Genomic DNA, 19,271 nt, shown 5'->3' with positions numbered 1-19,271 from the left:
GCTTGCCGGCAGCCACGCCGGCAGGCGAGCAAAGCAACAAAGTCCAGGAGGACATTCCAGTGGCGAAGGCGAAGTTCGAGCGGAGCAAGCCGCACGTCAACATCGGAACCATCGGTCACGTCGACCACGGAAAGACCACTCTGACCGCGGCGATCACCAAGGTTCTGCACGACAAGTACCCCGAGCTGAACGAGTCCCGCGCGTTCGACCAGATCGACAACGCGCCGGAAGAGAAGCAGCGCGGCATCACGATCAACATCTCGCACGTCGAGTACCAGACCGAGAAGCGTCACTACGCCCACGTGGACGCCCCCGGTCACGCGGACTACATCAAGAACATGATCACCGGTGCCGCCCAGATGGACGGCGCGATCCTGGTGGTCGCCGCGACCGACGGCCCGATGCCGCAGACCCGTGAGCACGTGCTGCTCGCCCGTCAGGTCGGTGTGCCCTACATCGTCGTGGCGCTGAACAAGGCCGACATGGTCGACGACGAGGAGATCCTCGAGCTCGTCGAGCTGGAGGTCCGTGAGCTGCTGTCCTCGCAGGAGTTCCCCGGCGACGACGCCCCGGTCATCAAGGTCTCCGGCCTGAAGGCCCTGGAGGGCGACGAGAAGTGGGCCGAGTCCGTGCTCGAGCTCATGCAGGCCGTCGACGAGAACGTGCCGGACCCGGTGCGTGACCTCGACAAGCCGTTCCTGATGCCGATCGAGGACGTCTTCACCATCACCGGCCGCGGCACCGTCGTGACCGGTCGTGTGGAGCGCGGCCAGATCAACGTCAACGAAGAGGTCGAGATCGTGGGTATCCGCGAGAAGTCGACCAAGACCACCGTGACCGGTGTCGAGATGTTCCGCAAGCTGCTCGACTCGGGCCAGGCCGGTGACAACGTCGGTCTGCTCGTCCGCGGCATCAAGCGTGAGGACGTCGAGCGCGGCCAGGTCGTCGTGAAGCCCGGCACCACGACTCCGCACACGGAGTTCGAGGGCTCGGTCTACATCCTGTCCAAGGACGAGGGTGGCCGGCACACGCCGTTCTTCAACAACTACCGCCCGCAGTTCTACTTCCGCACCACGGACGTGACCGGCGTGGTGACCCTCCCCGAGGGCACCGAGATGGTCATGCCGGGCGACAACACCGACATCAAGGTGCAGCTGATCCAGCCCGTCGCCATGGACGAGGGTCTGCGGTTCGCCATCCGTGAGGGTGGCCGTACCGTCGGCGCCGGCCAGGTCACCAAGATCGTCAAGTAGTTCGAAATCCCTGGCCGAACCCCCGGGATCGGCCAGGGATTCGGCATGTGCGACACTATTCTGGTTGCTCGTCGCGGGGCGGCCGAATTCGTTCGAATTTCGGCCGCCCTGACGCGAGACCTGGTCCGGGTGGGTTTCCCATCCGGGCATGGATCGGCCAGGTGCCGGTCCCCTCAACTTCGAGGTAAGAACCAGGCACGACGACGATCCCAAGGGATCGGTCTGTGCGCCGGGCGCGACACGCCCGACCGCGTGGACCGGAGACCAGGTCGCTGACGTGCGAAAACCGGGCCCGAGCGGCCAGCCGCGGGGCTCGGTTGTGAGACAAGCGGCACGAGACGAAGGAACGAGCAGCCACCATGGCGGGACAGAAGATCCGCATCCGGCTCAAGGCCTACGACCACGAGGCGATCGACGCCAGCGCACGCAAGATCGTCGAGACGGTCACGCGCACCGGCGCCTCCGTCGTGGGGCCGGTGCCGCTGCCCACCGAGAAGAACGTTTACTGCGTCATCCGCTCGCCGCACAAGTACAAGGACTCGCGCGAGCACTTCGAGATGCGCACGCACAAGCGTCTGATCGACATCCTCGACCCGACGCCGAAGACGGTGGACGCGCTCATGCGCATCGACCTGCCGGCGAGCGTCGACGTCAACATCCAGTAAGCGTTGGGCGAGAGCGGCAGGGAAACAGAGACTCATGTCTGACAGGCAAGTGAAGGGCATCCTGGGCACCAAGCTCGGCATGACCCAGGTCTTCGACGAGAACAACCGGATCGTCCCGGTGACCGTCGTGCAGGCCGGGCCGAATGTCGTCACCCAGGTGCGGACCACGGACAACGACGGCTACGAGGCCGTCCAGCTGGCGTTCGGCGCCATCGACCCGCGCAAGGTCAACAAGCCGCGCACCGGTCACTTCGGCAAGGCGGGCGTGACCCCGCGCCGGCACCTCGCCGAGCTGCGGACCACCGACGCCGGCAGCTACGAGGTCGGCCAGGAGATCACCGCCGAGGTCTTCGAGACCGGCGCCGTGGTCGACGTGACCGGCACCAGCAAGGGCAAGGGCTACGCCGGTGTCATGAAGCGGCACGGCTTCTCCGGCCAGGGCGCCAGCCACGGTGCGCAGGCCGTGCACCGCAAGCCGGGCTCGATCGGCGGCTGCGCCAGCCCGGGCCGCGTGTTCAAGGGCCTGCGCATGGCCGGCCGGATGGGTGGCGAGCGGGTCACCACGCAGGGCCTGACCGTGCACGCCGTGCGCGCCGAGGAGGGGCTGCTGCTGATCAAGGGCGCCGTTCCCGGGAACAAGGGCGGTCTGGTCTTCGTCAAGACCGCCGCGAAGGGTGGAAAGACCGAATGAGCACCGTCGAGCTGAAGACCCCGGCCGGTAAAGCCGACGGCACTGTCGAGCTCCCCGCGGAGATCTTCGACGTGCAGGCCAACATTGCGCTGATGCACCAGGTCGTGGTGGGCCAGCTGGCCGCCACGCGCCAGGGCACGCACGACACCAAGACCCGCGGCGAGGTCTCCGGTGGCGGCAAGAAGCCGTACCGGCAGAAGGGCACCGGTCGCGCCCGGCAGGGCTCGACCCGCGCGCCGCAGTTCGCCGGTGGTGGCGTCGTGCACGGCCCCACGCCGCGTGACTACACGCAGCGGACCCCGAAGAAGATGAAGGCCGCCGCGCTGCGTGGCGCGCTGTCCGACCGCGCCCGCGCCGGTCAGCTGCACGTGGTCACCGAGCTGGTCACCGGCGAGAAGCCGTCGACCAAGTCGGCGAAGGCCGCGATCGCCGCCGTGACCGAGGCCAAGCGCGTCCTGGTCGTGCTGCACCGTGACGACGAGCTGGGGTGGCGTTCCGTGCGCAACCTCAGCAACGTCCACGTGATCACGCCGGACCAGCTGAACACCTACGACGTGCTGGTCAACGACGACGTGGTGTTCACCAAGGCCGCCTACGACGTGTTCGTCTCCGGCCCGGCCCGCGGCAAGACCGCCAAGGCCACCGCCCGCTCGAGTGAGGTTGAAGGGAGTGACGAGCAGTGAGTTCGGTCGCCATTCCTGACCCCCGGGACATCGTGCTCGCCCCGGTGATCTCCGAGAAGTCCTACGGCCTTCTCGAGGACCACAAGTACACGTTCGTGGTTCGCCCGGACGCCAACAAGACGCAGATCAAGATCGCTGTCGAGCAGATCTTCGGCGTCAAGGTGATCAGCGTGAACACGCTGAACCGCCAGGGCAAGCGCAAGCGCACCCGGTACGGCTTCGGCAAGCGCAAAGACGTCAAGCGTGCCGTCGTGACGCTGTCCGCCGAGAGCAAGCCGATCGAGATCTTCGGCGGCCCCGCCGCGTAAGGGACGGATAAGCACTCATGGGTATTCGCAAGTACAAGCCGACGACGCCGGGCCGCCGCGGCTCCAGCGTCTCGGACTTCGCCGAGCTCACCCGGTCCACGCCGGAGAAGTCGCTGCTGCGTCCGCTGCACGGCAGGGGCGGCCGTAACTCGAGCGGCAAGATCACCACCCGGCACAAGGGTGGTGGCCACAAGCGCGCCTACCGCGTCATCGACTTCCGTCGCAACGACAAGGACGGCGTGCCGGCCAAGGTCGCGCACATCGAGTACGACCCCAACCGCACCGCGCGCATCGCGCTGCTGCACTACGCCGACGGCGAGAAGCGCTACATCATCGCCCCGGACAAGCTGAAGCAGGGCGACACGGTCGAGACCGGCCCGCGCGCCGACATCAAGCCGGGCAACAACCTGCCGCTGCGCAACATCCCGGTCGGCACCGTGGTGCACGCCATCGAGCTGCGGCCCGGCGGCGGCGCCAAGATCGCCCGTTCGGCCGGTGCCCGCGTCCAGCTGGTCGCCAAGGACGGGCCGTACGCCCAGCTGCGGATGCCCTCGGGCGAGATCCGCAACGTGGACGTGCGCAACCGCGCCACGGTCGGCGAGGTCGGCAACTCCGAGCACGCCAACATCAACTGGGGCAAGGCAGGCCGGAACCGCTGGCGGGGCAAGCGCCCCACCGTCCGCGGTGTCGTGATGAACCCGGTCGACCACCCGCACGGTGGTGGTGAGGGCAAGACCTCGGGTGGCCGCCACCCGGTGAACCCGAACGGCAAGCCGGAGGGTCGTACCCGCCGCCGCAAGCCGAGCGACAAGCTGATCGTCCGCCGCCGGCGTACCGGCAAGAAGCGCTGAGCAGGGAGGTAGAAGAACATGCCACGTAGCCTGAAGAAGGGCCCGTTCGTGGACGACCACCTGCTCAAGAAGGTGGACGCGCTGAACGAGTCGGGCAAGAAGACCGTCATCAAGACCTGGTCCCGCCGCTCCACGATCATCCCGGACTTCCTGGGTCACACGATCGCGGTGCACGACGGCCGCAAGCACGTCCCGGTGTTCGTCACCGAGGCGATGGTGGGTCACAAGCTGGGTGAGTTCGCCCCGACCCGGACGTTCAAGGGTCACGTCAAGGACGACCGCAAGTCGCGCCGCCGCTGAGCGGGCACGAGAGATACGTAGGGAAGCAGATGAACGCCCAGAACAACGCCACGGTGGAGGCAGAAGAGCTGCCCACCGCTGTCGCGCGGGCTCGCTTCGTCCGGGACTCGCCGACCAAGGTGCGCCGGGTGATCGAGCTCATCAAGGGTCGTAGCGTCAGCGACGCCCTGGCCGTGCTCCGGTTCGCCCCGCAGTCGGCCAGCGACCAGCTCGCCAAGGTGATCGCCAGCGCGGCCGCCAACGCCGAGAACAACCTCGGTCTTGACGCCGACACGCTGTGGGTCCGCAACGCGACCGCCGACGAGGGCCCGACCCTCAAGCGCATCCGGCCGCGGGCCCAGGGCCGCGCGTACCGGATCCGCAAGCGGACCAGCCACATCACCGTCGTGGTCGAGTCCCGCCCCAAGGAGACGACCGGACGCAAGAAGGCGCAGAGCAAGAAGAAGGCAGGTGGCCGGTAGTGGGCCAGAAGATCAACCCGCACGGCTTCCGGCTGGGGATCACCACCGACTGGAAGTCCCGCTGGTACGCCGACAAGCAGTACTCGGAGTACGTCGGCGAGGACGTGAAGATCCGCAAGCTGCTGTCCACGGGCATGGAGCGCGCGGGCATCTCCAAGGTGGAGATCGAGCGCACCCGTGACCGGGTTCGCGTCGACATCCACACCGCCCGTCCGGGCATCGTCATCGGCCGCCGCGGCGCCGAGGCGGACCGGATCCGTGGCGCGCTGGAGAAGCTGACGAAGAAGCAGGTCCAGCTGAACATCCTCGAGGTGAAGAACCCCGAGGCCGACGCTCAGCTGGTGGCGGTCGGCGTTGCCGAGCAGCTGTCCAACCGCGTGGCCTTCCGGCGCGCGATGCGCAAGGCGATCCAGTCGTCGATGCGCTCGCCGCAGGTGAAGGGCATCCGCGTGCAGTGCAGCGGCCGGCTCGGCGGCGCCGAGATGTCCCGGTCGGAGCACTACCGCGACGGCCGCGTGCCGCTGCACACGCTGCGTGCCGACATCGACTACGGCTTCTTCGAGGCTCGCACCACCTTCGGCCGCATCGGCGTGAAGGTGTGGATCTACAAGGGCGACCTGGTGGGCGGCCTCAAGGCCAAGGAGGCGCGTGACGCCGCCGCGGCCGCCGAGCGCGCTCCGCGCCGGGACCGTCCGTCCCGCCCGCGTCGTTCCGGCGCGTCGGGCACGACGGCGACCTCGACCGAGGCCGGCCGCGCTGCGGCCGCTTCCAAGACCGAGGACGCGCCGGCGCAGGAGGCCGCCAACACGGCGGCCGCCGCTCCGGACGCGGCAGAGAAGACGGAGGGCTGACGTGCTCATCCCGCGCAAGGTCAAGCACCGCAAGCAGCACTCCCCGAAGCGTGGCGGGGCCGCCAAGGGCGGCACGAAGGTCAACTTCGGCGAGTACGGCATCCAGGCGCTTGAGCACAGCTACGTGACCAACAGGCAGATCGAGTCGGCTCGTATCGCCATCAACCGGCACATCAAGCGTGGCGGCAAGGTGTGGATCAACATCTTCCCCGACCGCCCGCTGACCAAGAAGCCCGCCGAGACCCGCATGGGTTCCGGTAAGGGTTCGCCGGAGTGGTGGGTGGCCAACGTCAAGCCGGGCCGGGTGATGTTCGAGATGAGCTTCCCGAACGAAGCCGTCGCCCGCGAGGCGTTGCGCCGCGCGATCCACAAGCTGCCGATGAAGTGCCGAATCGTGACCCGTGAAGGTGGTGAGTTCTGATGGCGAAGGCAGGCGTCGCCGCCTCGGAACTTCGTGAGCTCACTGCGGAGGAGCTCGTGCTGCGGCTGAAGGAGGCCAAGGAGGAGCTGTTCAACCTCCGCTTCCAGATGGCCACCGGGCAGCTGGACAACAACCGTCGGCTGCGCACGGTCCGCACGGACATCGCGCGGATCTACACCGTGATGCGCGAGCGGGAACTCGGCCTGTCCGTGTCCCCCGACGACGCTGACGCTGAGAGTGAAGGTGCCGCATGACCGAGCCGGTGCAGAAGAAGGACTCCGGCCGTAACTACCGGAAGGTCCGCGAGGGCCTGGTGGTCTCGGACAAGATGGACAAGACCATCGTGGTCGAGCTCGAGGACCGCAAGAAGCACGCGCTGTACGGCAAGGTCCTGCGCTCCACCACCAAGGTGAAGGCGCACGACGAGGAGAACGTCGCCGGTGAGGGCGACCGCGTGCTGCTGATGGAGACCCGGCCGACCTCCGCTACCAAGCGGTGGCGACTGGTCGAGATCCGCGAGAAGGCCAAGTAATAAGGGGTTCGCCCCTTCCGTTCCGCAAGGCTGGGCCACCGGCCCAGAACCGGCGAGACATACAGGAGTAGACGTGATCCAGCAGGAGTCGCGACTGCGAGTCGCCGACAACACGGGTGCCAAGGAGATTCTGTGCATCCGTGTGCTCGGCGGTTCGGGCCGGCGCTACGCGGGCATCGGCGACATCATCGTGGCCACGGTCAAGGACGCCATCCCGGCCGCCGGCGTGAAGAAGGGTGACGTGGTCAAGGCCGTCATCGTTCGCACGCGTAAGGAGCGGCGTCGTCCGGACGGCTCGTACATCCGGTTCGACGAGAACGCCGCCGTGCTCATCAAGAACGACAACGAGCCGCGGGGCACGCGTATCTTCGGCCCGGTCGGCCGCGAGCTGCGCGACCGGAAGTTCATGAAGATCATCTCCCTCGCGCCGGAGGTGTTGTAGCAGTGAAGGTGAAGAAGGGCGACACGGTCGTCGTCATCGCCGGCAAGGACAAGGGCGCGAAGGGCAAGGTCATCCAGGCTTACCCGGCGCGGAACCGCGTGCTGGTCGAGGGCGTGAACCGGATCAAGAAGCACACCCGGATCAGCCAGACCCAGCGTGGTGCCCAGTCCGGCGGCATCGTCACGCAGGAGGCGCCCATCCACGTGTCGAACGTGATGGTCGTCGACTCCGACGGCAAGCCGACCCGGGTGGGTTACCGCATCGGCGAGGACGGCAAGAAGGTCCGGATCTCGCGCAGGAACGGTAAGGACATCTGATGACCACCGCAGAGAAGGCGTACCCGGTGCCGCGGCTGAAGACCCGGTACCGCGAGCAGATCGCCGGCGAGCTCCAGAAGGAGTTCAACCTGGCGAACGTGCACCAGATCCCCGGTGTGGTCAAGGTCGTCGTCAACATGGGTGTCGGCGACGCCGCCCGGGACAGCAAGCTGATCGAGGGCGCGGTGCGCGACCTGGCCACCATCACCGGGCAGAAGCCCGAGGTGCGCAAGGCTCGCAAGTCGATCGCGCAGTTCAAGCTGCGCGAGGGCCAGCCGATCGGTGCGCGGGTCACCCTGCGCGGCGACCGGATGTGGGAGTTCCTGGACCGGCTGCTGACGATCGCGCTGCCGCGTATCCGTGACTTCCGCGGTCTGTCGCCGAAGCAGTTCGACGGCAACGGCAACTACACGTTCGGTCTCACCGAGCAGTCGATGTTCCACGAGATCGACCCGGACTCCATCGACCGCCCGCGCGGCATGGACGTCACCGTTGTCACCACCGCCAACACCGACGACGAGGGCCGCGCGCTGCTTCGCAAGCTCGGCTTCCCGTTCAAGGAGAACTGAGCCGATGGCCAAGAAAGCACTGGTCCACAAGGCCGCCAAGAAGCCGAAGTTCAAGGTGCGTGCCTACACCCGCTGCCAGAAGTGCGGTCGTCCGCACTCGGTGTTCCGCAAGTTCGGGCTGTGTCGGGTGTGCCTGCGGGAGATGGCGCACGCGGGCGAGCTGCCCGGCGTGAGCAAGTCCAGCTGGTAAAGGCCGTATCCTTCAAGTTCCGAGTTCGCCACAGGCCCCGCGGTGACGCCGCGGGGAACCAGGGCGAGAAAGGTTGACAGGTCACCATGACGATGACCGACCCCATCGCAGACTTCTTGACCCGTCTGCGTAACGCGAACTCCGCGTACCACGACGAGGTCGTGCTGCCCCACTCGAAGCTCAAGGCGAACATCGCCGAGATCCTCAAGCGCGAGGGCTACATCGCGGGCTACCGCGACGAGCCGGGCGAGAAGCACAAGAACCTCGTCGTCGAGCTCAAGTACGGCCCGAACCGCGAGCGCAGCATCGCCGGCCTGCGCCGGGTGTCCAAGCCCGGTCTGCGGGTCTACGCCAAGTCGACCGAACTGCCCAACGTGCTGGGTGGCCTCGGCGTCGCGATCATCTCGACGTCGTCCGGCCTGCAGACCGACCGGCAGGCCAAGCGCAACGGCGTGGGCGGCGAAGTCCTCGCCTACGTCTGGTAAGGGAGGAGATCAGCTATGTCGCGCATTGGAAAGCAGCCGATCGCCGTCCCGTCCGGTGTCGACGTCAAGATCGACGGCCAGCACATCACCGTCAAGGGGCCGAAGGGCACCCTGGAGCACACCGTCGCCGAGCCGATCACGGTCGAGCTGAACGACGGCACGCTCGAGGTGAAGCGGCCGAACGACGAGCGCAACAGCCGCGCTCTGCACGGCCTCACCCGCACCCTGGTGAACAACCTGGTGGTCGGGGTGACCGAGGGTTACGAGAAGAAGCTCGAGATCCACGGTGTCGGTTACCGCGTGCAGGCCAAGGGCTCGGACCTGGAGTTCGCGCTCGGGTTCAGCCACCCGGTGAAGATCGAGGCCCCCGAGGGCATCACCTTCAAGGTGGAGACCCCGACCCGGTTCTCGGTGTCCGGCATCGACAAGCAGAAGGTCGGCCAGACGGCGGCGGTCATCCGCAAGCTGCGCCGCCCCGACCCCTACAAGGGCAAGGGTCTGCGCTACGAGGGTGAGCGCATCCGCCGCAAGGTCGGAAAGACGGGTAAGTGATCATGAGCGACACGACTACGACGAAGCGCAAGCCGGTCGGCAAGGACATCTCGACGCGCCGTCGCGTGGCGAAGACCCGTCGGCACTTCCGGCTTCGCAAGAAGATCAGCGGGACCCCGCAGCGGCCCCGCCTGGCCGTGAAGAAGTCTTCGCGGCACATCGCGGTCCAGCTCATCGACGACATCGCCGGGCACACCCTGGCCGCGGCGTCGTCGGTCGAGGCGGACGTTCGCGCGGTCGAGGGCGACAAGAAGGCCAAGGCCGCCAAGGTCGGCGAGCTGCTGGCCGCCCGCGCGAAGAACGCAGGCGTTTCCGCCGTCGTGTTCGACCGTGGTGGCAACGCCTACCACGGCCGGATCGCGGCTCTCGCCGACGCGGCCCGCGAAGGCGGGTTGGAGTTCTGATGCAGATGAATGGAAGGACAGCCTGATGCCGGGACGTACACGGCAATTCGGCGGCGGCCAGGGCGGACCCGGCGGGCAGGGCGGCGATCGCGACCGCAATGACCGCCGCGACCGCAGGGACCGGCGCGACGGCGGCCGTGGCGGGGCGGCCCAGGACAAGACCCCGCACCTCGAGCGCGTCGTGGCGATCAACCGCGTCGCCAAGGTGGTCAAGGGTGGCCGGCGGTTCAGCTTCACCGCGCTGGTTGTCGTCGGTGACGGCGACGGCCAGGTCGGTGTCGGCTACGGCAAGGCCAAGGAGGTGCCCTCGGCCATCGCCAAGGGTGTCGAGGAGGCGAAGAAGAACTTCTTCCGCGTGCCTCGCATCGCCGGCACCATCCCGCACCCGGTGCAGGGCGAGGACGCCGCCGGCGTCGTGCTGCTGCGTCCGGCCAGCGCCGGTACCGGTGTCATCGCCGGTGGCTCGGTGCGTGCGGTGCTGGAGTGCGCCGGGGTGCACGACGTGCTCTCCAAGTCGCTCGGCAGCGACAACCAGATCAACATCGTGCACGCGACCGTCGCCGCTCTGAAGAGCCTGCAGCGTCCGGAGGAGGTGGCGGCCCGTCGTGGTCTGCCGCTCGAGGACGTCGCTCCGGCCCGGATGCTGCGCCAGCGTGCGGGGCAGGGGGTCTGACATGGCTCAGCTCAAGGTGACCCAGGTCAAGAGCAAGATCGGCACCAAGCACAACCACCGCGAGTCGCTGCGCACCCTCGGGCTGCGCAAGATCCGCCAGTCGGTGGTGCGGGAAGACACTCCCGAGGTGCGTGGCCTCATCAACGCGGTCCGCCACCTGGTGGAGGTCGAGGAGGTCAAGTCATGACGGCCATCAAGATCCACCACCTGCGGCCGGCGCCCGGCGCCAAGACGGACAAGATCCGGGTCGGCCGCGGTGAGGGTTCGAAGGGCAAGACGGCCGGGCGCGGTACGAAGGGCACCAAGGCCCGGAAGAACGTGCCCGCCGCGTTCGAGGGTGGGCAGATGCCCATCCACATGCGGCTGCCGAAGCTGCGTGGCTTCAAGAACCGGTTCCGCACCGAGTACCAGCCGGTGAACGTGGGCGACATCGCCCGGGTGTTCGCCGACGGTGGCACGGTCGGTCCGGAGGACCTGGCCGCCCGCGGCCTGGTCCGCAAGGGCAAGCTGGTGAAGGTGCTCGGCACCGGTGACGTGAACGGCGTCAAGCTGAACGTCACGGCCGACAAGTTCTCCGCTTCGGCGAAGGAGAAGCTCGAGGCGGCCGGCGGCACGGCCACCGAGACGGCCTAGTTCTCCACGCCCCACAGAAAGGCCCGCCAGGTCCCCCAAGACCCGGCGGGCCTTTCTCATGCCCACCCCGCGCGCCGTCTTTAGCCCGCTAAAGCCGCCGCCCGCCGCCCCCGCGCCCCACGTCGGCTTTAGCGGGCTGAAGACGGTTCCGGACGTCAGAGTGGACGGCCGCAGCACTTCTTGTACTTGCTGGCCGAGCCACACCAGCACGGCGCGTTCCGAGTCGGCGGCCAGCTGATCGTGTTGCCGCCGTCGGCGAGCTCGTTCATGCAGGCCATGCGGGTGTCCCCGTCCAGGGGGTCACGGCCAGTTCGGGCGCAGAAGTCCTGTAGCGCTGCGGCGGTCAACGGCACCATGACGATCCGGCTGACCCCGGCCTCGGACAGCTCGCGGTTGTCGGCCTCACGGTCCGCGCAGATGAGGTCGACGTCGGTGCGTTCGACCAGCTGTGGCCAGTGGGCATGAGCCAGGGGGATCTGGTCGCGGGGCCAGAACAGGACCTGCAACTCTGCCGGCGGGTCATGAGGAAGCCTGCTGAACAGCTCCTCGGTCTGGTCCGGCAGAGGCAGGACTGACTCGTCGAGCTCATCGGCGGGCATCCTGAGTGCCTGGCGAACGTCCCCGCGGCCGGTGAGGATGGCGTTGGCAAGGGAAGCGAAGCCGAAGTCCGCGGTCAGTTCGGCCATGTCCTGCTCGGTCAGTCTGGAGACGGCCGTGTTGAACCAGGTCAGTGCTTCCTGATACTCGCCGCGCTGGCTCAGCAGCTCCGCGGCCAGGTGATGGGGAATGGGCGATGGAAGGCGCGACTGTCGCAGCTCGGCGAGCTGGGTCCGGGCTTCCGCCTCGCGGTCGAGAGCGAACAGGAACTCGGCCATCGCCACTCGGGCGCAGCCGCCGTCCTCGCCGCCCAGGGCTATCGCCTGCGTGAGCAGCTCAGCAGAGCGTTCCTGGTTACCGGCCCGATGCCACGCCCCGGCCGCCTCTACCAGGATCTGACCTCGTTGTTCGGGATGAAGTGCCAGTTCGGCTTCGAGTTCTTCCGCCATGTCGGCGTTCGGGTTTGCCTGCACCACCCGCACGCTATCGCGATCGCCGCGTCACCGAGCGCGCCGCCGTCCGAGCCGGGACCGGCTTTAGTCCGCTAAAGTCGCCACGGCCCCGCAGGCGGCTTTAGCCCGCGAAAGACGGCGTAGGCCAGCCGGGTGGTTCCGCCCAAGGCGAACAGACCGTTGTCACGGAAAGTAAGTGCACGACGACATCCTCAGCCGGGGCGTACACCGTCCGCCCGGGCGGTGACGATCGTCTGACCTGGCACCGGATGCCCGCCAGCGGCAAGGAAATCAACGCGGGCACCCCGAACGGCCCATTCGCGCGGCGACGTACCGCCACCGTCACCAGGATCCTGCCAGCGAAAACCTGGCACGTGCTGGTCATCACGAACGGTAAGGCTGTTAGAGTCGGCGACACGCTTCGGGACACCTGTGCCCGGAAGCGTTCCTGGCTTGCCTGCCAGCGAGTATGTGTTCCCGCCGGTCTCGTGCCGGCCAAGCCGATCGTCGGCACGAAGCCGGCGACGCCGAGGAGGTCCCCCGCGTGCTCAGCGCCTTCCGCTCGGCTCTCGCGACGCCGGACCTGCGCAAGAAGATCCTCTTCACGTTGATGATCGTGGCGGTCTACCGTCTCGGCACGATCATTCCGGCCCCGGGGGTGTCCTACCCCAACGTGGAGGCGTGCCAGGCGCAGGTCGAGAGCAGTGGCATCTACTCACTGCTGAACCTGTTCAGTGGCGGCGCGCTGCTGCAGCTGTCGATCTTCTCGACCGGCATCATGCCGTACATCACCGCGAGCATCATCATCCAGCTGCTCGGCGTCGTGATCCCGCGGTTCGAGGAACTGCGCAAGGAGGGCCAGTCCGGCCAGAACAAGCTGACGCAGTACACCCGGTACCTGACCATCGCGCTGGCGATCCTGCAGGCCACCGGTGTCATCGCGCTGGCCGACCGCGGACAGCTGTTCCAGAACTGCGACCAGCCGGTGATCCCGGACAACTCGATCTACACGCTGGCGCTGATCGTGGTCACCATGACCGCGGGCACCGCCGTGATGATGTGGATGGGTGAGCTGATCACCGAGCGCGGTGTCGGCAACGGCATGTCGGTGCTGATCTTCCTGAACATCGCCGCGATCCTGCCGGCGGAGGGCGCGAACATCCTGGACCGCAACGGCGGCCTCGTCTTCGCCTTCGTCTGCCTGTTCGGCCTGGTCATCATCGCCAGCGTCATCTTCATCGAGCAGGGCCAGCGCCGGATCCCGGTGCAGTACGCCAAGCGTATGGTCGGCAGGCGCATGTACGGCGGCACGTCGACCTACCTGCCGATCAAGGTCAACCAGGCCGGTGTCATCCCGGTCATCTTCGGCTCGTCGCTGCTGTACCTGCCCGACCTCATCTCGCGGCTCATCGGCGACCAGAACGCCAACTCCGGATGGCAGGTCTTCATCCGGACCTACATCGTCGACCAGTCCAGCTGGCTGCACATCCTGCTGTACTTCGCGATGATCATCTTCTTCACGTACTTCTACATCACGATCACGTTCAACGTGGACGAGCGTGCGGAGGACATGAAGAAGTACGGCGGGTTCATCCCGGGCATCCGGCCGGGCCGCCCGACCGCCGAGTACCTCAGGTACGTGCTCGGCCGGATCACGCTGCCGGGGTCGATCTACCTGGGCATCGTGGCGATCCTGCCGAACTTCTTCCTGTCGCTCACCGGCCAGGGCCAGAACCAGAACTTCCCGTTCGGCGGCACTGCGGTGCTGATCATGGTCGGCGTCGGCCTCGACACGGTGAAGCAGATCGAAAGCCAGCTCATGCAACGTAACTACGAAGGATTCCTCAAGTGACCCGCGTGGTTCTGGTGGGTCCGCCGGGTGCCGGCAAGGGGACGCAGGCCAGCGCCCTGTCGGAACGGCTGGGTGTCCCGCACATCTCGACCGGTGACCTGTTCCGCGCGCACGTGGGCGAGGAGACGCCGCTCGGCCTGGAGGCCAAGCGCTACCTGGCCGAGGGCGAGCTCGTCCCTGACTCGGTGACCAACGAGATGGTCAAGGAGCGGCTGGCCGAGCCGGACGCCAAGGTCGGGTTCCTGCTCGACGGCTTCCCGCGCACGACCAAGCAGGCCGAGGTCCTCGGCCAGATGCTCGCCGACGCCGACGTCAGCCTCGACGCGGTCATCCAGATCGATGTCCCGGAGGACGTCCTGGTCGACCGGCTGCTGTCGCGGGGGCGCTCGGACGACACCGAGGACGTCATCCGGCGTCGTCAGCAGGTGTACCGGTCCGAGACCTCGCCGCTGCTCGAGTACTACGCGGACATCCTGGTCACCGTGAACGGTGTCGGTGGCGTCGACGAGGTGTCCGAGCGCGTGTTGTCCGCACTCGACGACCGCGGGTGAACGGCGGCTGGCAACGGTTGTTCCGGCGCGGACGCATGATCGAGGTCAAGTCACCCGGTGAGCTCCAGGCGATGCGGGCGGCCGGGCTTGTGGTCGCCCGCACGCTCGCCCTGGTGACTGAGGCGGCGAAACCCGGTTCCACCACGGCGGAGCTCGACGAGCTGGCCGAGCAGACGATCCGGGACGCCGGCGCGGTGCCGTCGTTCAAGGGCTACCACGGCTTCCCCGCGTCCATCTGCGCCTCGGTGAACGAGGAGATCGTGCATGGCATCCCGTCGTCCCGGCAGCTGGCCGACGGTGACCTGATCTCCGTCGACTGCGGGGCGATTCTGGACGGCTGGCACGGCGACTCGGCAGTGACCATCGCGGTCGGGGAGGTGTCCGCCGAGGACGCGGCCCTGTCGGCCGCCACCCGCGCCGCGATGTGGGCCGGTGTCGAAGCCGTGCGGGCGGACGGGCGGCTCACCGACATCTCCTTCGCCGTGCAGACGGCGGCCGAGCAGGCGGCGATGGCCGACGGGATCGACTACGGGATGATCGTCGAGTACGGCGGTCACGGAATCGGCAGCCAGATGCACATGGAGCCGTTCCTGCCGAACATCGGCAAGCCGGGCAAGGGGCCCAGGCTGAAGGTGGGCATGGCGCTGGCGATCGAGCCGATGCTGACGCTCGGCACGGGGGAGACCCGTGAGCTGGACGACGGCTGGACGGTCATCACCACCGACGGCTCCCGCGCCGCCCACTGGGAGCACACCGTCGCCATCACCGAGGACGGCCCGTGGGTCCTGACCGCGCCCGAGGAGTCGGCTTTAGCGGGCTAAAGACGCCTCCCGGGACCCGGCGGTCACGGGACGTATGGTGCTTCGCGACTCTGCGTGGTCGACGCTGATCCGGTGGTAAACTGGAGGGTGACCAGGGCCTCCGGGCGGCCACCGTGCGCTAGCACACACAACCCCCGGTTCAGGTCTTCAACACGGGTTGCGTACACTGTCAAGTCGGCGTATGTGTCTCGCCGGGTCCAGCGCGCTCGTGAATTTTCTCGCGGCATTGGAGTCGGGGCGGCACGCGCGTCGCACATGAAGGCAAGCACTCACGCTCAACCGAATCACGAAACGCGGAGGACATGGGCAAGAAGGACGGGGCCATCGAGGTCGAAGGCCGCGTAGTCGAGCCGCTTCCCAACGCGATGTTCCGCGTCGAGTTGGAGAACGGCCACAAGGTCCTTGCACACATCAGCGGCAAGATGCGGCAGCACTACATCCGCATCCTGCCCGAGGACAGGGTCGTCGTGGAGCTCTCGCCCTACGACTTGTCCCGTGGTCGCATCGTCTACCGCTACAAGTGATCTGGTCAGGCGAAGCACACACAGCAGGAAAGCAGGAGACGTGAAGGTCCAGCCGAGCGTCAAGAAGATCTGCGACAAGTGCAAGGTGATCCGCCGTCACGGCCGGATCATGGTGATCTGCGAGAACCTGCGGCACAAGCAGCGGCAGGGCTGATCGCCGGGCACACGTCGGCCACTGATTGACGGCTACACAACTCCCCGAACCTGCCGGGCCCTGACGGGCCTGGTTCACCCCCGGACTCCAGGCCGGGGCCGGGACACCACCAGCGTAAGCCGGTGGGACGACAGCGAGTCGGTCCCGGGACCGGGCGGGGAGCAGACCTGGAGAGACGAACACACCGACAAGGAGCACCAACGCCAATGGCACGACTCGCTGGCGTAGACCTCCCCCGCGAGAAGCGGTTGGAGATCGCGCTTACCTACATCTACGGCATCGGCCGTACCCGCTCCAAGGAGCTCATCGGCGCCACGGGCCTGAACGCGGACACCCGCGTCAAGGACCTGAGCGACGACGACCTCGTGAAGCTGCGGGACTACGTCGAAGAGAACTTCAAGGTCGAGGGTGACCTTCGCCGCGAGGTGAACGCCGACATCCGTCGGAAGATCGAGATCGGGTGCTACGAGGGGCTGCGGTGGCGCCGCGGTCTTCCCGTCCGCGGTCAGCGGACCAAGACCAACGCCCGCACCCGCAAGGGCCCGAAGAAGACGGTCGCCGGCAAGAAGAAGGCTGGCAAGAAGTGAGCGTCCGGGGCAAGAAGGTCGTGCACATCGGCGGTGCTCAGCGCCGCGGCACGGCTTCGTGCGTTTCGCCGACGGCGCTCTACGCCCGCCCCATGGCCCTGCGTGAGCTGTACACCGACGCCGGTTCCGTGATCCGGCGCGGGCAGCGCGAAGCGGCCGCCGCTCACCAGCAGAACTCGCGCTAACGAGGAGAATCACCCAGACATGCCACCCAAGTCTCGCACCGCCGGGGCCAAGAAGGTCCGGCGGAAGGAAAAGAAGAACGTGGCCCACGGCCACGCGCACATCAAGAGCACCTTCAACAACACGATCGTGTCGATCACCGACCCGAACGGTGCCGTGATCTCCTGGGCCTCGTCCGGGCACGTCGGCTTCAAGGGCTCGCGCAAGTCCACGCCGTTCGCGGCGCAGATGGCCGCCGAGAACGCGGCGCGCAAGGCCGCCGAGCACGGCATGAAGAAGGTCGACGTGTTCGTCAAGGGCCCCGGCTCCGGCAGGGAGACCGCGATCCGTTCGCTGCAGGCGGCCGGTCTCGAGGTCGGCATCATCCAGGACGTGACCCCGCAGCCTCACAACGGCTGCCGCCCGCCCAAGCGGCGCCGGGTCTGAGGAACGGGGAGGAGTAAGCACCAATGGCTCGTTACACCGGCCCCGCGACGCGTCTGTCGCGTCGCCTGAAGGTTGACCTCATCGGCGGCGACCAGGCTTTCGAGCGCCGCCCGTACCCGCCCGGCCAGCACGGCCGCGGCCGGGTCAAGGAGAGCGAGTACCTGCTCCAGCTGCAGGAGAAGCAGAAGGCCCGCCACACCTACGGCATCCTCGAGCGGCAGTTCAGCCGTTACTACAAGGAGGCCGTGCGGCGCCCCGGCAAGACCGGTGAGAACCTGCTGCAGCTGCTCGAGTGCCGCCTGGACAACGTGATCTACCGCGCCGGCATCGCCCGCACCCGCAGGCAGGCCCGGCAGCTGGTCAGCCACGGCCACTTCCTGGTCAACGGCAAGAAGGTCAACATCCCGAGCTTCCGCGTCTCGAAGTTCGACATCATCGACGTGCGTCCCAAGTCGATGCCGATGCTGCCCTTCGTCGCCGCCAAGGAGTCCTTCGGCGACCGCCCGATCCCGGCCTGGCTGCAGGTCGTGCAGTCCAACCTACGCGTCCTGGTGCACCAGGAGCCGGAGCGGGCGCAGATCGACGTTCCGGTTCAGGAGCAGCTGATCGTGGAGTACTACTCGAAGAACTGACCCCTGGCCGGGTTCGCCCGGTGGGGATCGAGCGGCGGCGCCGCCGAGTGCGCCGCCGCTACGCCACCTCTCGACGTCATATGGCGGGCGTCGGCAGGACAAGGAGAACAAGAAAGTGCTGATTTCCCAGCGACCGGCCCTCGGCGAGGAGACGGTCAACGAGACCCGTTCGCGGTTCACCATCGAGCCGCTGGAGCCCGGCTTCGGTTACACCCTCGGCAACTCGCTGCGTCGCACGCTGCTGTCGTCGATCCCGGGTGCGGCGGTCACCAGCATCCGCATCGACGGTGTGCTGCACGAGTTCACCACCGTTCCGGGGGTGAAGGAAGACGTCACCGACATCATCCTGAACCTCAAGGAGCTGGTCGTGTCCTCCGAGGAGGACGAGCCGGTCACCATGTACCTGCGCAAGCAGGGCCCGGGTGAGGTCACCGCCGCCGACATCGTGCCGCCCGCCGGCGTCACCGTGCACAACCCGGATCTGCACATCGCCTCGCTGAACGGCAAGGGCAAGCTGGAGATCGAGCTGGTGGTGGAGCGTGGCCGTGGCTACGTCCCCGCCCTGCAGAACAAGCAGGCCGGCGCGGAGATCGGCCGGATCCCGGTCGACTCGATCTACTCGCCGGTGCTCAAGGTGACCTACAAGGTCGAGGCCACCCGTGTCGAGCAGCGCACCGACTTCGACAAGCTGATCCTGGACGTGGAGACCAAGCCGTCGATCACGCCGCGGGACGCCGTCGCGTCGGCCGGTAAGACGCTGGTCGAGCTGTTCGGGCTCGCCCGGGAGCTCAACGTCGACGCCGAGGGCATCGAGATCGGCCCGTCGCCGCAGGAGGCGGACACCATCGCCGCCTACGCGATGCCGATCGAAGACCTGGACCTCACGGTCCGGTCGTACAACTGCCTCAAGCGCGAGGGCATCCACACCGTCGGCGAGCTGGTTTCGCGCAGCGAAGCCGACCTGCTCGACATCCGCAACTTCGGTGCGAAGTCGATCGACGAGGTCAAGCTGAAGCTCGTCGGCCTCGGCCTCACGCTGAAGGACAGCCCGCCCGGGTTCGACCCGACCGCGGCCGCCGTCAGCTACGACGGTGAGGGCTGGTCCGAGGGCGTCGGCGGTGGCATCACCGACGGCATCTCGGACAACGGCCACGACGACGGCCAGGACTACGCAGAGACGGAGCAGCTGTAGGACCGGTGGTCGCTCCGGT

33 protein-coding genes are annotated in these 19,271 nt (G+C 67.5%); 32 read left to right on the top strand and 1 reads right to left on the bottom strand.

The window, feature by feature from the left end; all coding sequences use genetic code 11:
• Positions 1 to 59 precede the first annotated feature (59 nt).
• The 22 genes from tuf to rplO all read left to right on the top strand — a co-directional run bounded on the left by tuf (position 60) and on the right by rplO (position 11,281).
• On the top strand, positions 60 to 1,253 hold the full coding sequence (gene tuf / locus EWH70_RS09045; RefSeq protein WP_130474847.1) for an elongation factor Tu: 1,194 nt from the start codon (positions 60 to 62) through the stop codon (positions 1,251 to 1,253).
• A 359-nt stretch (positions 1,254 to 1,612) separates the two neighbouring features.
• The gene (rpsJ, locus tag EWH70_RS09040) at positions 1,613 to 1,918 is read left to right on the top strand and encodes a 30S ribosomal protein S10 (RefSeq protein WP_003883485.1); all 306 of its coding nucleotides are present in this window, start codon (positions 1,613 to 1,615) and stop codon (positions 1,916 to 1,918) included.
• Positions 1,919 to 1,952: 34 nt separating this feature from the next.
• Complete coding sequence (rplC, locus tag EWH70_RS09035) at positions 1,953 to 2,609, top strand: 50S ribosomal protein L3 (protein WP_130474846.1); 657 nt, start codon at positions 1,953 to 1,955, stop codon at positions 2,607 to 2,609.
• Positions 2,606 to 3,292 carry a 50S ribosomal protein L4 gene (gene rplD / locus EWH70_RS09030; RefSeq protein ID WP_130474845.1) on the top strand — a complete coding sequence of 229 codons (687 nt, stop codon included), beginning with the start codon at positions 2,606 to 2,608 and terminating at the stop codon, positions 3,290 to 3,292. The genes rplC and rplD overlap by 4 nt, the downstream gene beginning before the upstream one ends.
• A complete protein-coding gene (gene rplW / locus EWH70_RS09025; RefSeq protein WP_130474844.1) occupies positions 3,289 to 3,600 on the top strand; it encodes a 50S ribosomal protein L23 in 312 nt (103 codons plus the stop codon). The genes rplD and rplW overlap by 4 nt, the downstream gene beginning before the upstream one ends.
• 17 nt (positions 3,601 to 3,617) lie before the next feature.
• On the top strand, positions 3,618 to 4,451 hold the full coding sequence (gene rplB / locus EWH70_RS09020) for a 50S ribosomal protein L2 (protein WP_130474843.1): 834 nt from the start codon (positions 3,618 to 3,620) through the stop codon (positions 4,449 to 4,451).
• 18 nt (positions 4,452 to 4,469) lie between these two features.
• On the top strand, positions 4,470 to 4,751 hold the full coding sequence (gene rpsS, locus EWH70_RS09015; protein ID WP_130474842.1) for a 30S ribosomal protein S19: 282 nt from the start codon (positions 4,470 to 4,472) through the stop codon (positions 4,749 to 4,751).
• A 29-nt stretch (positions 4,752 to 4,780) separates the two neighbouring features.
• Positions 4,781 to 5,212, top strand: coding sequence for a 50S ribosomal protein L22 (rplV, locus tag EWH70_RS09010; RefSeq protein ID WP_130474841.1), 432 nt, complete (start codon positions 4,781 to 4,783; stop codon positions 5,210 to 5,212).
• A complete protein-coding gene (rpsC, locus tag EWH70_RS09005) occupies positions 5,212 to 6,063 on the top strand; it encodes a 30S ribosomal protein S3 (protein ID WP_130474840.1) in 852 nt (283 codons plus the stop codon). Before rplV ends, rpsC begins: the two co-directional genes overlap by 1 nt.
• 1 nt (position 6,064) lies before the next feature.
• Positions 6,065 to 6,484, top strand: coding sequence for a 50S ribosomal protein L16 (rplP, locus tag EWH70_RS09000; protein WP_130474839.1), 420 nt, complete (start codon positions 6,065 to 6,067; stop codon positions 6,482 to 6,484).
• On the top strand, positions 6,484 to 6,738 hold the full coding sequence (rpmC, locus tag EWH70_RS08995; RefSeq protein WP_130474838.1) for a 50S ribosomal protein L29: 255 nt from the start codon (positions 6,484 to 6,486) through the stop codon (positions 6,736 to 6,738). The genes rplP and rpmC overlap by 1 nt, the downstream gene beginning before the upstream one ends.
• Complete coding sequence (rpsQ, locus tag EWH70_RS08990; RefSeq protein WP_130474837.1) at positions 6,735 to 7,016, top strand: 30S ribosomal protein S17; 282 nt, start codon at positions 6,735 to 6,737, stop codon at positions 7,014 to 7,016. Before rpmC ends, rpsQ begins: the two co-directional genes overlap by 4 nt.
• A gap of 73 nt (positions 7,017 to 7,089) precedes the next feature.
• Positions 7,090 to 7,458 (top strand): 50S ribosomal protein L14, encoded by a 369-nt coding sequence (gene rplN, locus EWH70_RS08985; RefSeq protein WP_020668416.1) that lies wholly within the window; start codon positions 7,090 to 7,092, stop codon positions 7,456 to 7,458.
• Between the two features lie 2 nt (positions 7,459 to 7,460).
• Positions 7,461 to 7,775: a 50S ribosomal protein L24 gene (gene rplX / locus EWH70_RS08980; RefSeq protein WP_130474836.1), complete on the top strand. Its 315-nt coding sequence runs from the start codon at positions 7,461 to 7,463 to the stop codon at positions 7,773 to 7,775.
• A complete protein-coding gene (gene rplE / locus EWH70_RS08975; RefSeq protein WP_130474835.1) occupies positions 7,775 to 8,344 on the top strand; it encodes a 50S ribosomal protein L5 in 570 nt (189 codons plus the stop codon). Before rplX ends, rplE begins: the two co-directional genes overlap by 1 nt.
• Before the next feature lie 4 nt (positions 8,345 to 8,348).
• Complete coding sequence (locus EWH70_RS08970) at positions 8,349 to 8,534, top strand: type Z 30S ribosomal protein S14 (protein ID WP_130474834.1); 186 nt, start codon at positions 8,349 to 8,351, stop codon at positions 8,532 to 8,534.
• 86 nt (positions 8,535 to 8,620) lie between these two features.
• A complete protein-coding gene (gene rpsH / locus EWH70_RS08965) occupies positions 8,621 to 9,019 on the top strand; it encodes a 30S ribosomal protein S8 (RefSeq protein WP_130474833.1) in 399 nt (132 codons plus the stop codon).
• 15 nt (positions 9,020 to 9,034) lie between these two features.
• A complete protein-coding gene (gene rplF, locus EWH70_RS08960; protein WP_130474832.1) occupies positions 9,035 to 9,571 on the top strand; it encodes a 50S ribosomal protein L6 in 537 nt (178 codons plus the stop codon).
• Positions 9,568 to 9,975 carry a 50S ribosomal protein L18 gene (rplR, locus tag EWH70_RS08955; RefSeq protein WP_420809043.1) on the top strand — a complete coding sequence of 136 codons (408 nt, stop codon included), beginning with the start codon at positions 9,568 to 9,570 and terminating at the stop codon, positions 9,973 to 9,975. The genes rplF and rplR overlap by 4 nt, the downstream gene beginning before the upstream one ends.
• Before the next feature lie 25 nt (positions 9,976 to 10,000).
• On the top strand, positions 10,001 to 10,648 hold the full coding sequence (rpsE, locus tag EWH70_RS08950) for a 30S ribosomal protein S5 (protein ID WP_130474830.1): 648 nt from the start codon (positions 10,001 to 10,003) through the stop codon (positions 10,646 to 10,648).
• A gap of 1 nt (position 10,649) precedes the next feature.
• Positions 10,650 to 10,835 carry a 50S ribosomal protein L30 gene (gene rpmD, locus EWH70_RS08945; RefSeq protein WP_130474829.1) on the top strand — a complete coding sequence of 62 codons (186 nt, stop codon included), beginning with the start codon at positions 10,650 to 10,652 and terminating at the stop codon, positions 10,833 to 10,835.
• Positions 10,832 to 11,281: a 50S ribosomal protein L15 gene (gene rplO, locus EWH70_RS08940; RefSeq protein WP_130474828.1), complete on the top strand. Its 450-nt coding sequence runs from the start codon at positions 10,832 to 10,834 to the stop codon at positions 11,279 to 11,281. Before rpmD ends, rplO begins: the two co-directional genes overlap by 4 nt.
• A 155-nt stretch (positions 11,282 to 11,436) precedes the next feature.
• Here rplO and EWH70_RS08935 read toward each other — a convergent pair whose 3' ends face one another.
• Entirely contained in the window at positions 11,437 to 12,360 is a 924-nt protein-coding gene (locus EWH70_RS08935) for an SEC-C domain-containing protein (RefSeq protein ID WP_130474827.1), read from the bottom strand.
• Positions 12,361 to 12,874: 514 nt separating this feature from the next.
• Here EWH70_RS08935 and secY point away from each other — a divergent pair.
• The 10 genes from secY (at position 12,875) to EWH70_RS08885 (ending at position 19,252) form a co-directional block, all read left to right on the top strand.
• Positions 12,875 to 14,182 (top strand): preprotein translocase subunit SecY, encoded by a 1,308-nt coding sequence (secY, locus tag EWH70_RS08930; protein ID WP_130474826.1) that lies wholly within the window; start codon positions 12,875 to 12,877, stop codon positions 14,180 to 14,182.
• Positions 14,179 to 14,733: an adenylate kinase gene (locus tag EWH70_RS08925; RefSeq protein ID WP_130474825.1), complete on the top strand. Its 555-nt coding sequence runs from the start codon at positions 14,179 to 14,181 to the stop codon at positions 14,731 to 14,733. The genes secY and EWH70_RS08925 overlap by 4 nt, the downstream gene beginning before the upstream one ends.
• A 35-nt stretch (positions 14,734 to 14,768) precedes the next feature.
• A complete protein-coding gene (gene map, locus EWH70_RS08920; RefSeq protein WP_130474824.1) occupies positions 14,769 to 15,554 on the top strand; it encodes a type I methionyl aminopeptidase in 786 nt (261 codons plus the stop codon).
• A gap of 302 nt (positions 15,555 to 15,856) precedes the next feature.
• Complete coding sequence (gene infA, locus EWH70_RS08915) at positions 15,857 to 16,078, top strand: translation initiation factor IF-1 (protein WP_005166804.1); 222 nt, start codon at positions 15,857 to 15,859, stop codon at positions 16,076 to 16,078.
• A 40-nt stretch (positions 16,079 to 16,118) separates the two neighbouring features.
• A complete protein-coding gene (rpmJ, locus tag EWH70_RS08910) occupies positions 16,119 to 16,232 on the top strand; it encodes a 50S ribosomal protein L36 (RefSeq protein WP_004558882.1) in 114 nt (37 codons plus the stop codon).
• A gap of 206 nt (positions 16,233 to 16,438) precedes the next feature.
• On the top strand, positions 16,439 to 16,819 hold the full coding sequence (gene rpsM, locus EWH70_RS08905) for a 30S ribosomal protein S13 (protein ID WP_130474823.1): 381 nt from the start codon (positions 16,439 to 16,441) through the stop codon (positions 16,817 to 16,819).
• The gene (locus EWH70_RS08900) at positions 16,816 to 17,004 is read left to right on the top strand and encodes a hypothetical protein (RefSeq protein WP_130474822.1); all 189 of its coding nucleotides are present in this window, start codon (positions 16,816 to 16,818) and stop codon (positions 17,002 to 17,004) included. Before rpsM ends, EWH70_RS08900 begins: the two co-directional genes overlap by 4 nt.
• A gap of 19 nt (positions 17,005 to 17,023) precedes the next feature.
• Complete coding sequence (gene rpsK, locus EWH70_RS08895) at positions 17,024 to 17,428, top strand: 30S ribosomal protein S11 (RefSeq protein WP_130474821.1); 405 nt, start codon at positions 17,024 to 17,026, stop codon at positions 17,426 to 17,428.
• A 23-nt stretch (positions 17,429 to 17,451) separates the two neighbouring features.
• The gene (gene rpsD / locus EWH70_RS08890; protein WP_130474820.1) at positions 17,452 to 18,060 is read left to right on the top strand and encodes a 30S ribosomal protein S4; all 609 of its coding nucleotides are present in this window, start codon (positions 17,452 to 17,454) and stop codon (positions 18,058 to 18,060) included.
• Positions 18,061 to 18,175: 115 nt separating this feature from the next.
• Complete coding sequence (locus EWH70_RS08885; RefSeq protein WP_130474819.1) at positions 18,176 to 19,252, top strand: DNA-directed RNA polymerase subunit alpha; 1,077 nt, start codon at positions 18,176 to 18,178, stop codon at positions 19,250 to 19,252.
• Positions 19,253 to 19,271 lie beyond the last annotated feature (19 nt).

It is taken from the genome of Amycolatopsis suaedae (genome assembly GCF_004214935.1).
Classification (GTDB): domain Bacteria; phylum Actinomycetota; class Actinomycetes; order Mycobacteriales; family Pseudonocardiaceae; genus Amycolatopsis; species Amycolatopsis suaedae.
Note: the sequence above shows the minus strand (reverse complement) of the source record. Positions and strands in the feature narration are given on the sequence as shown.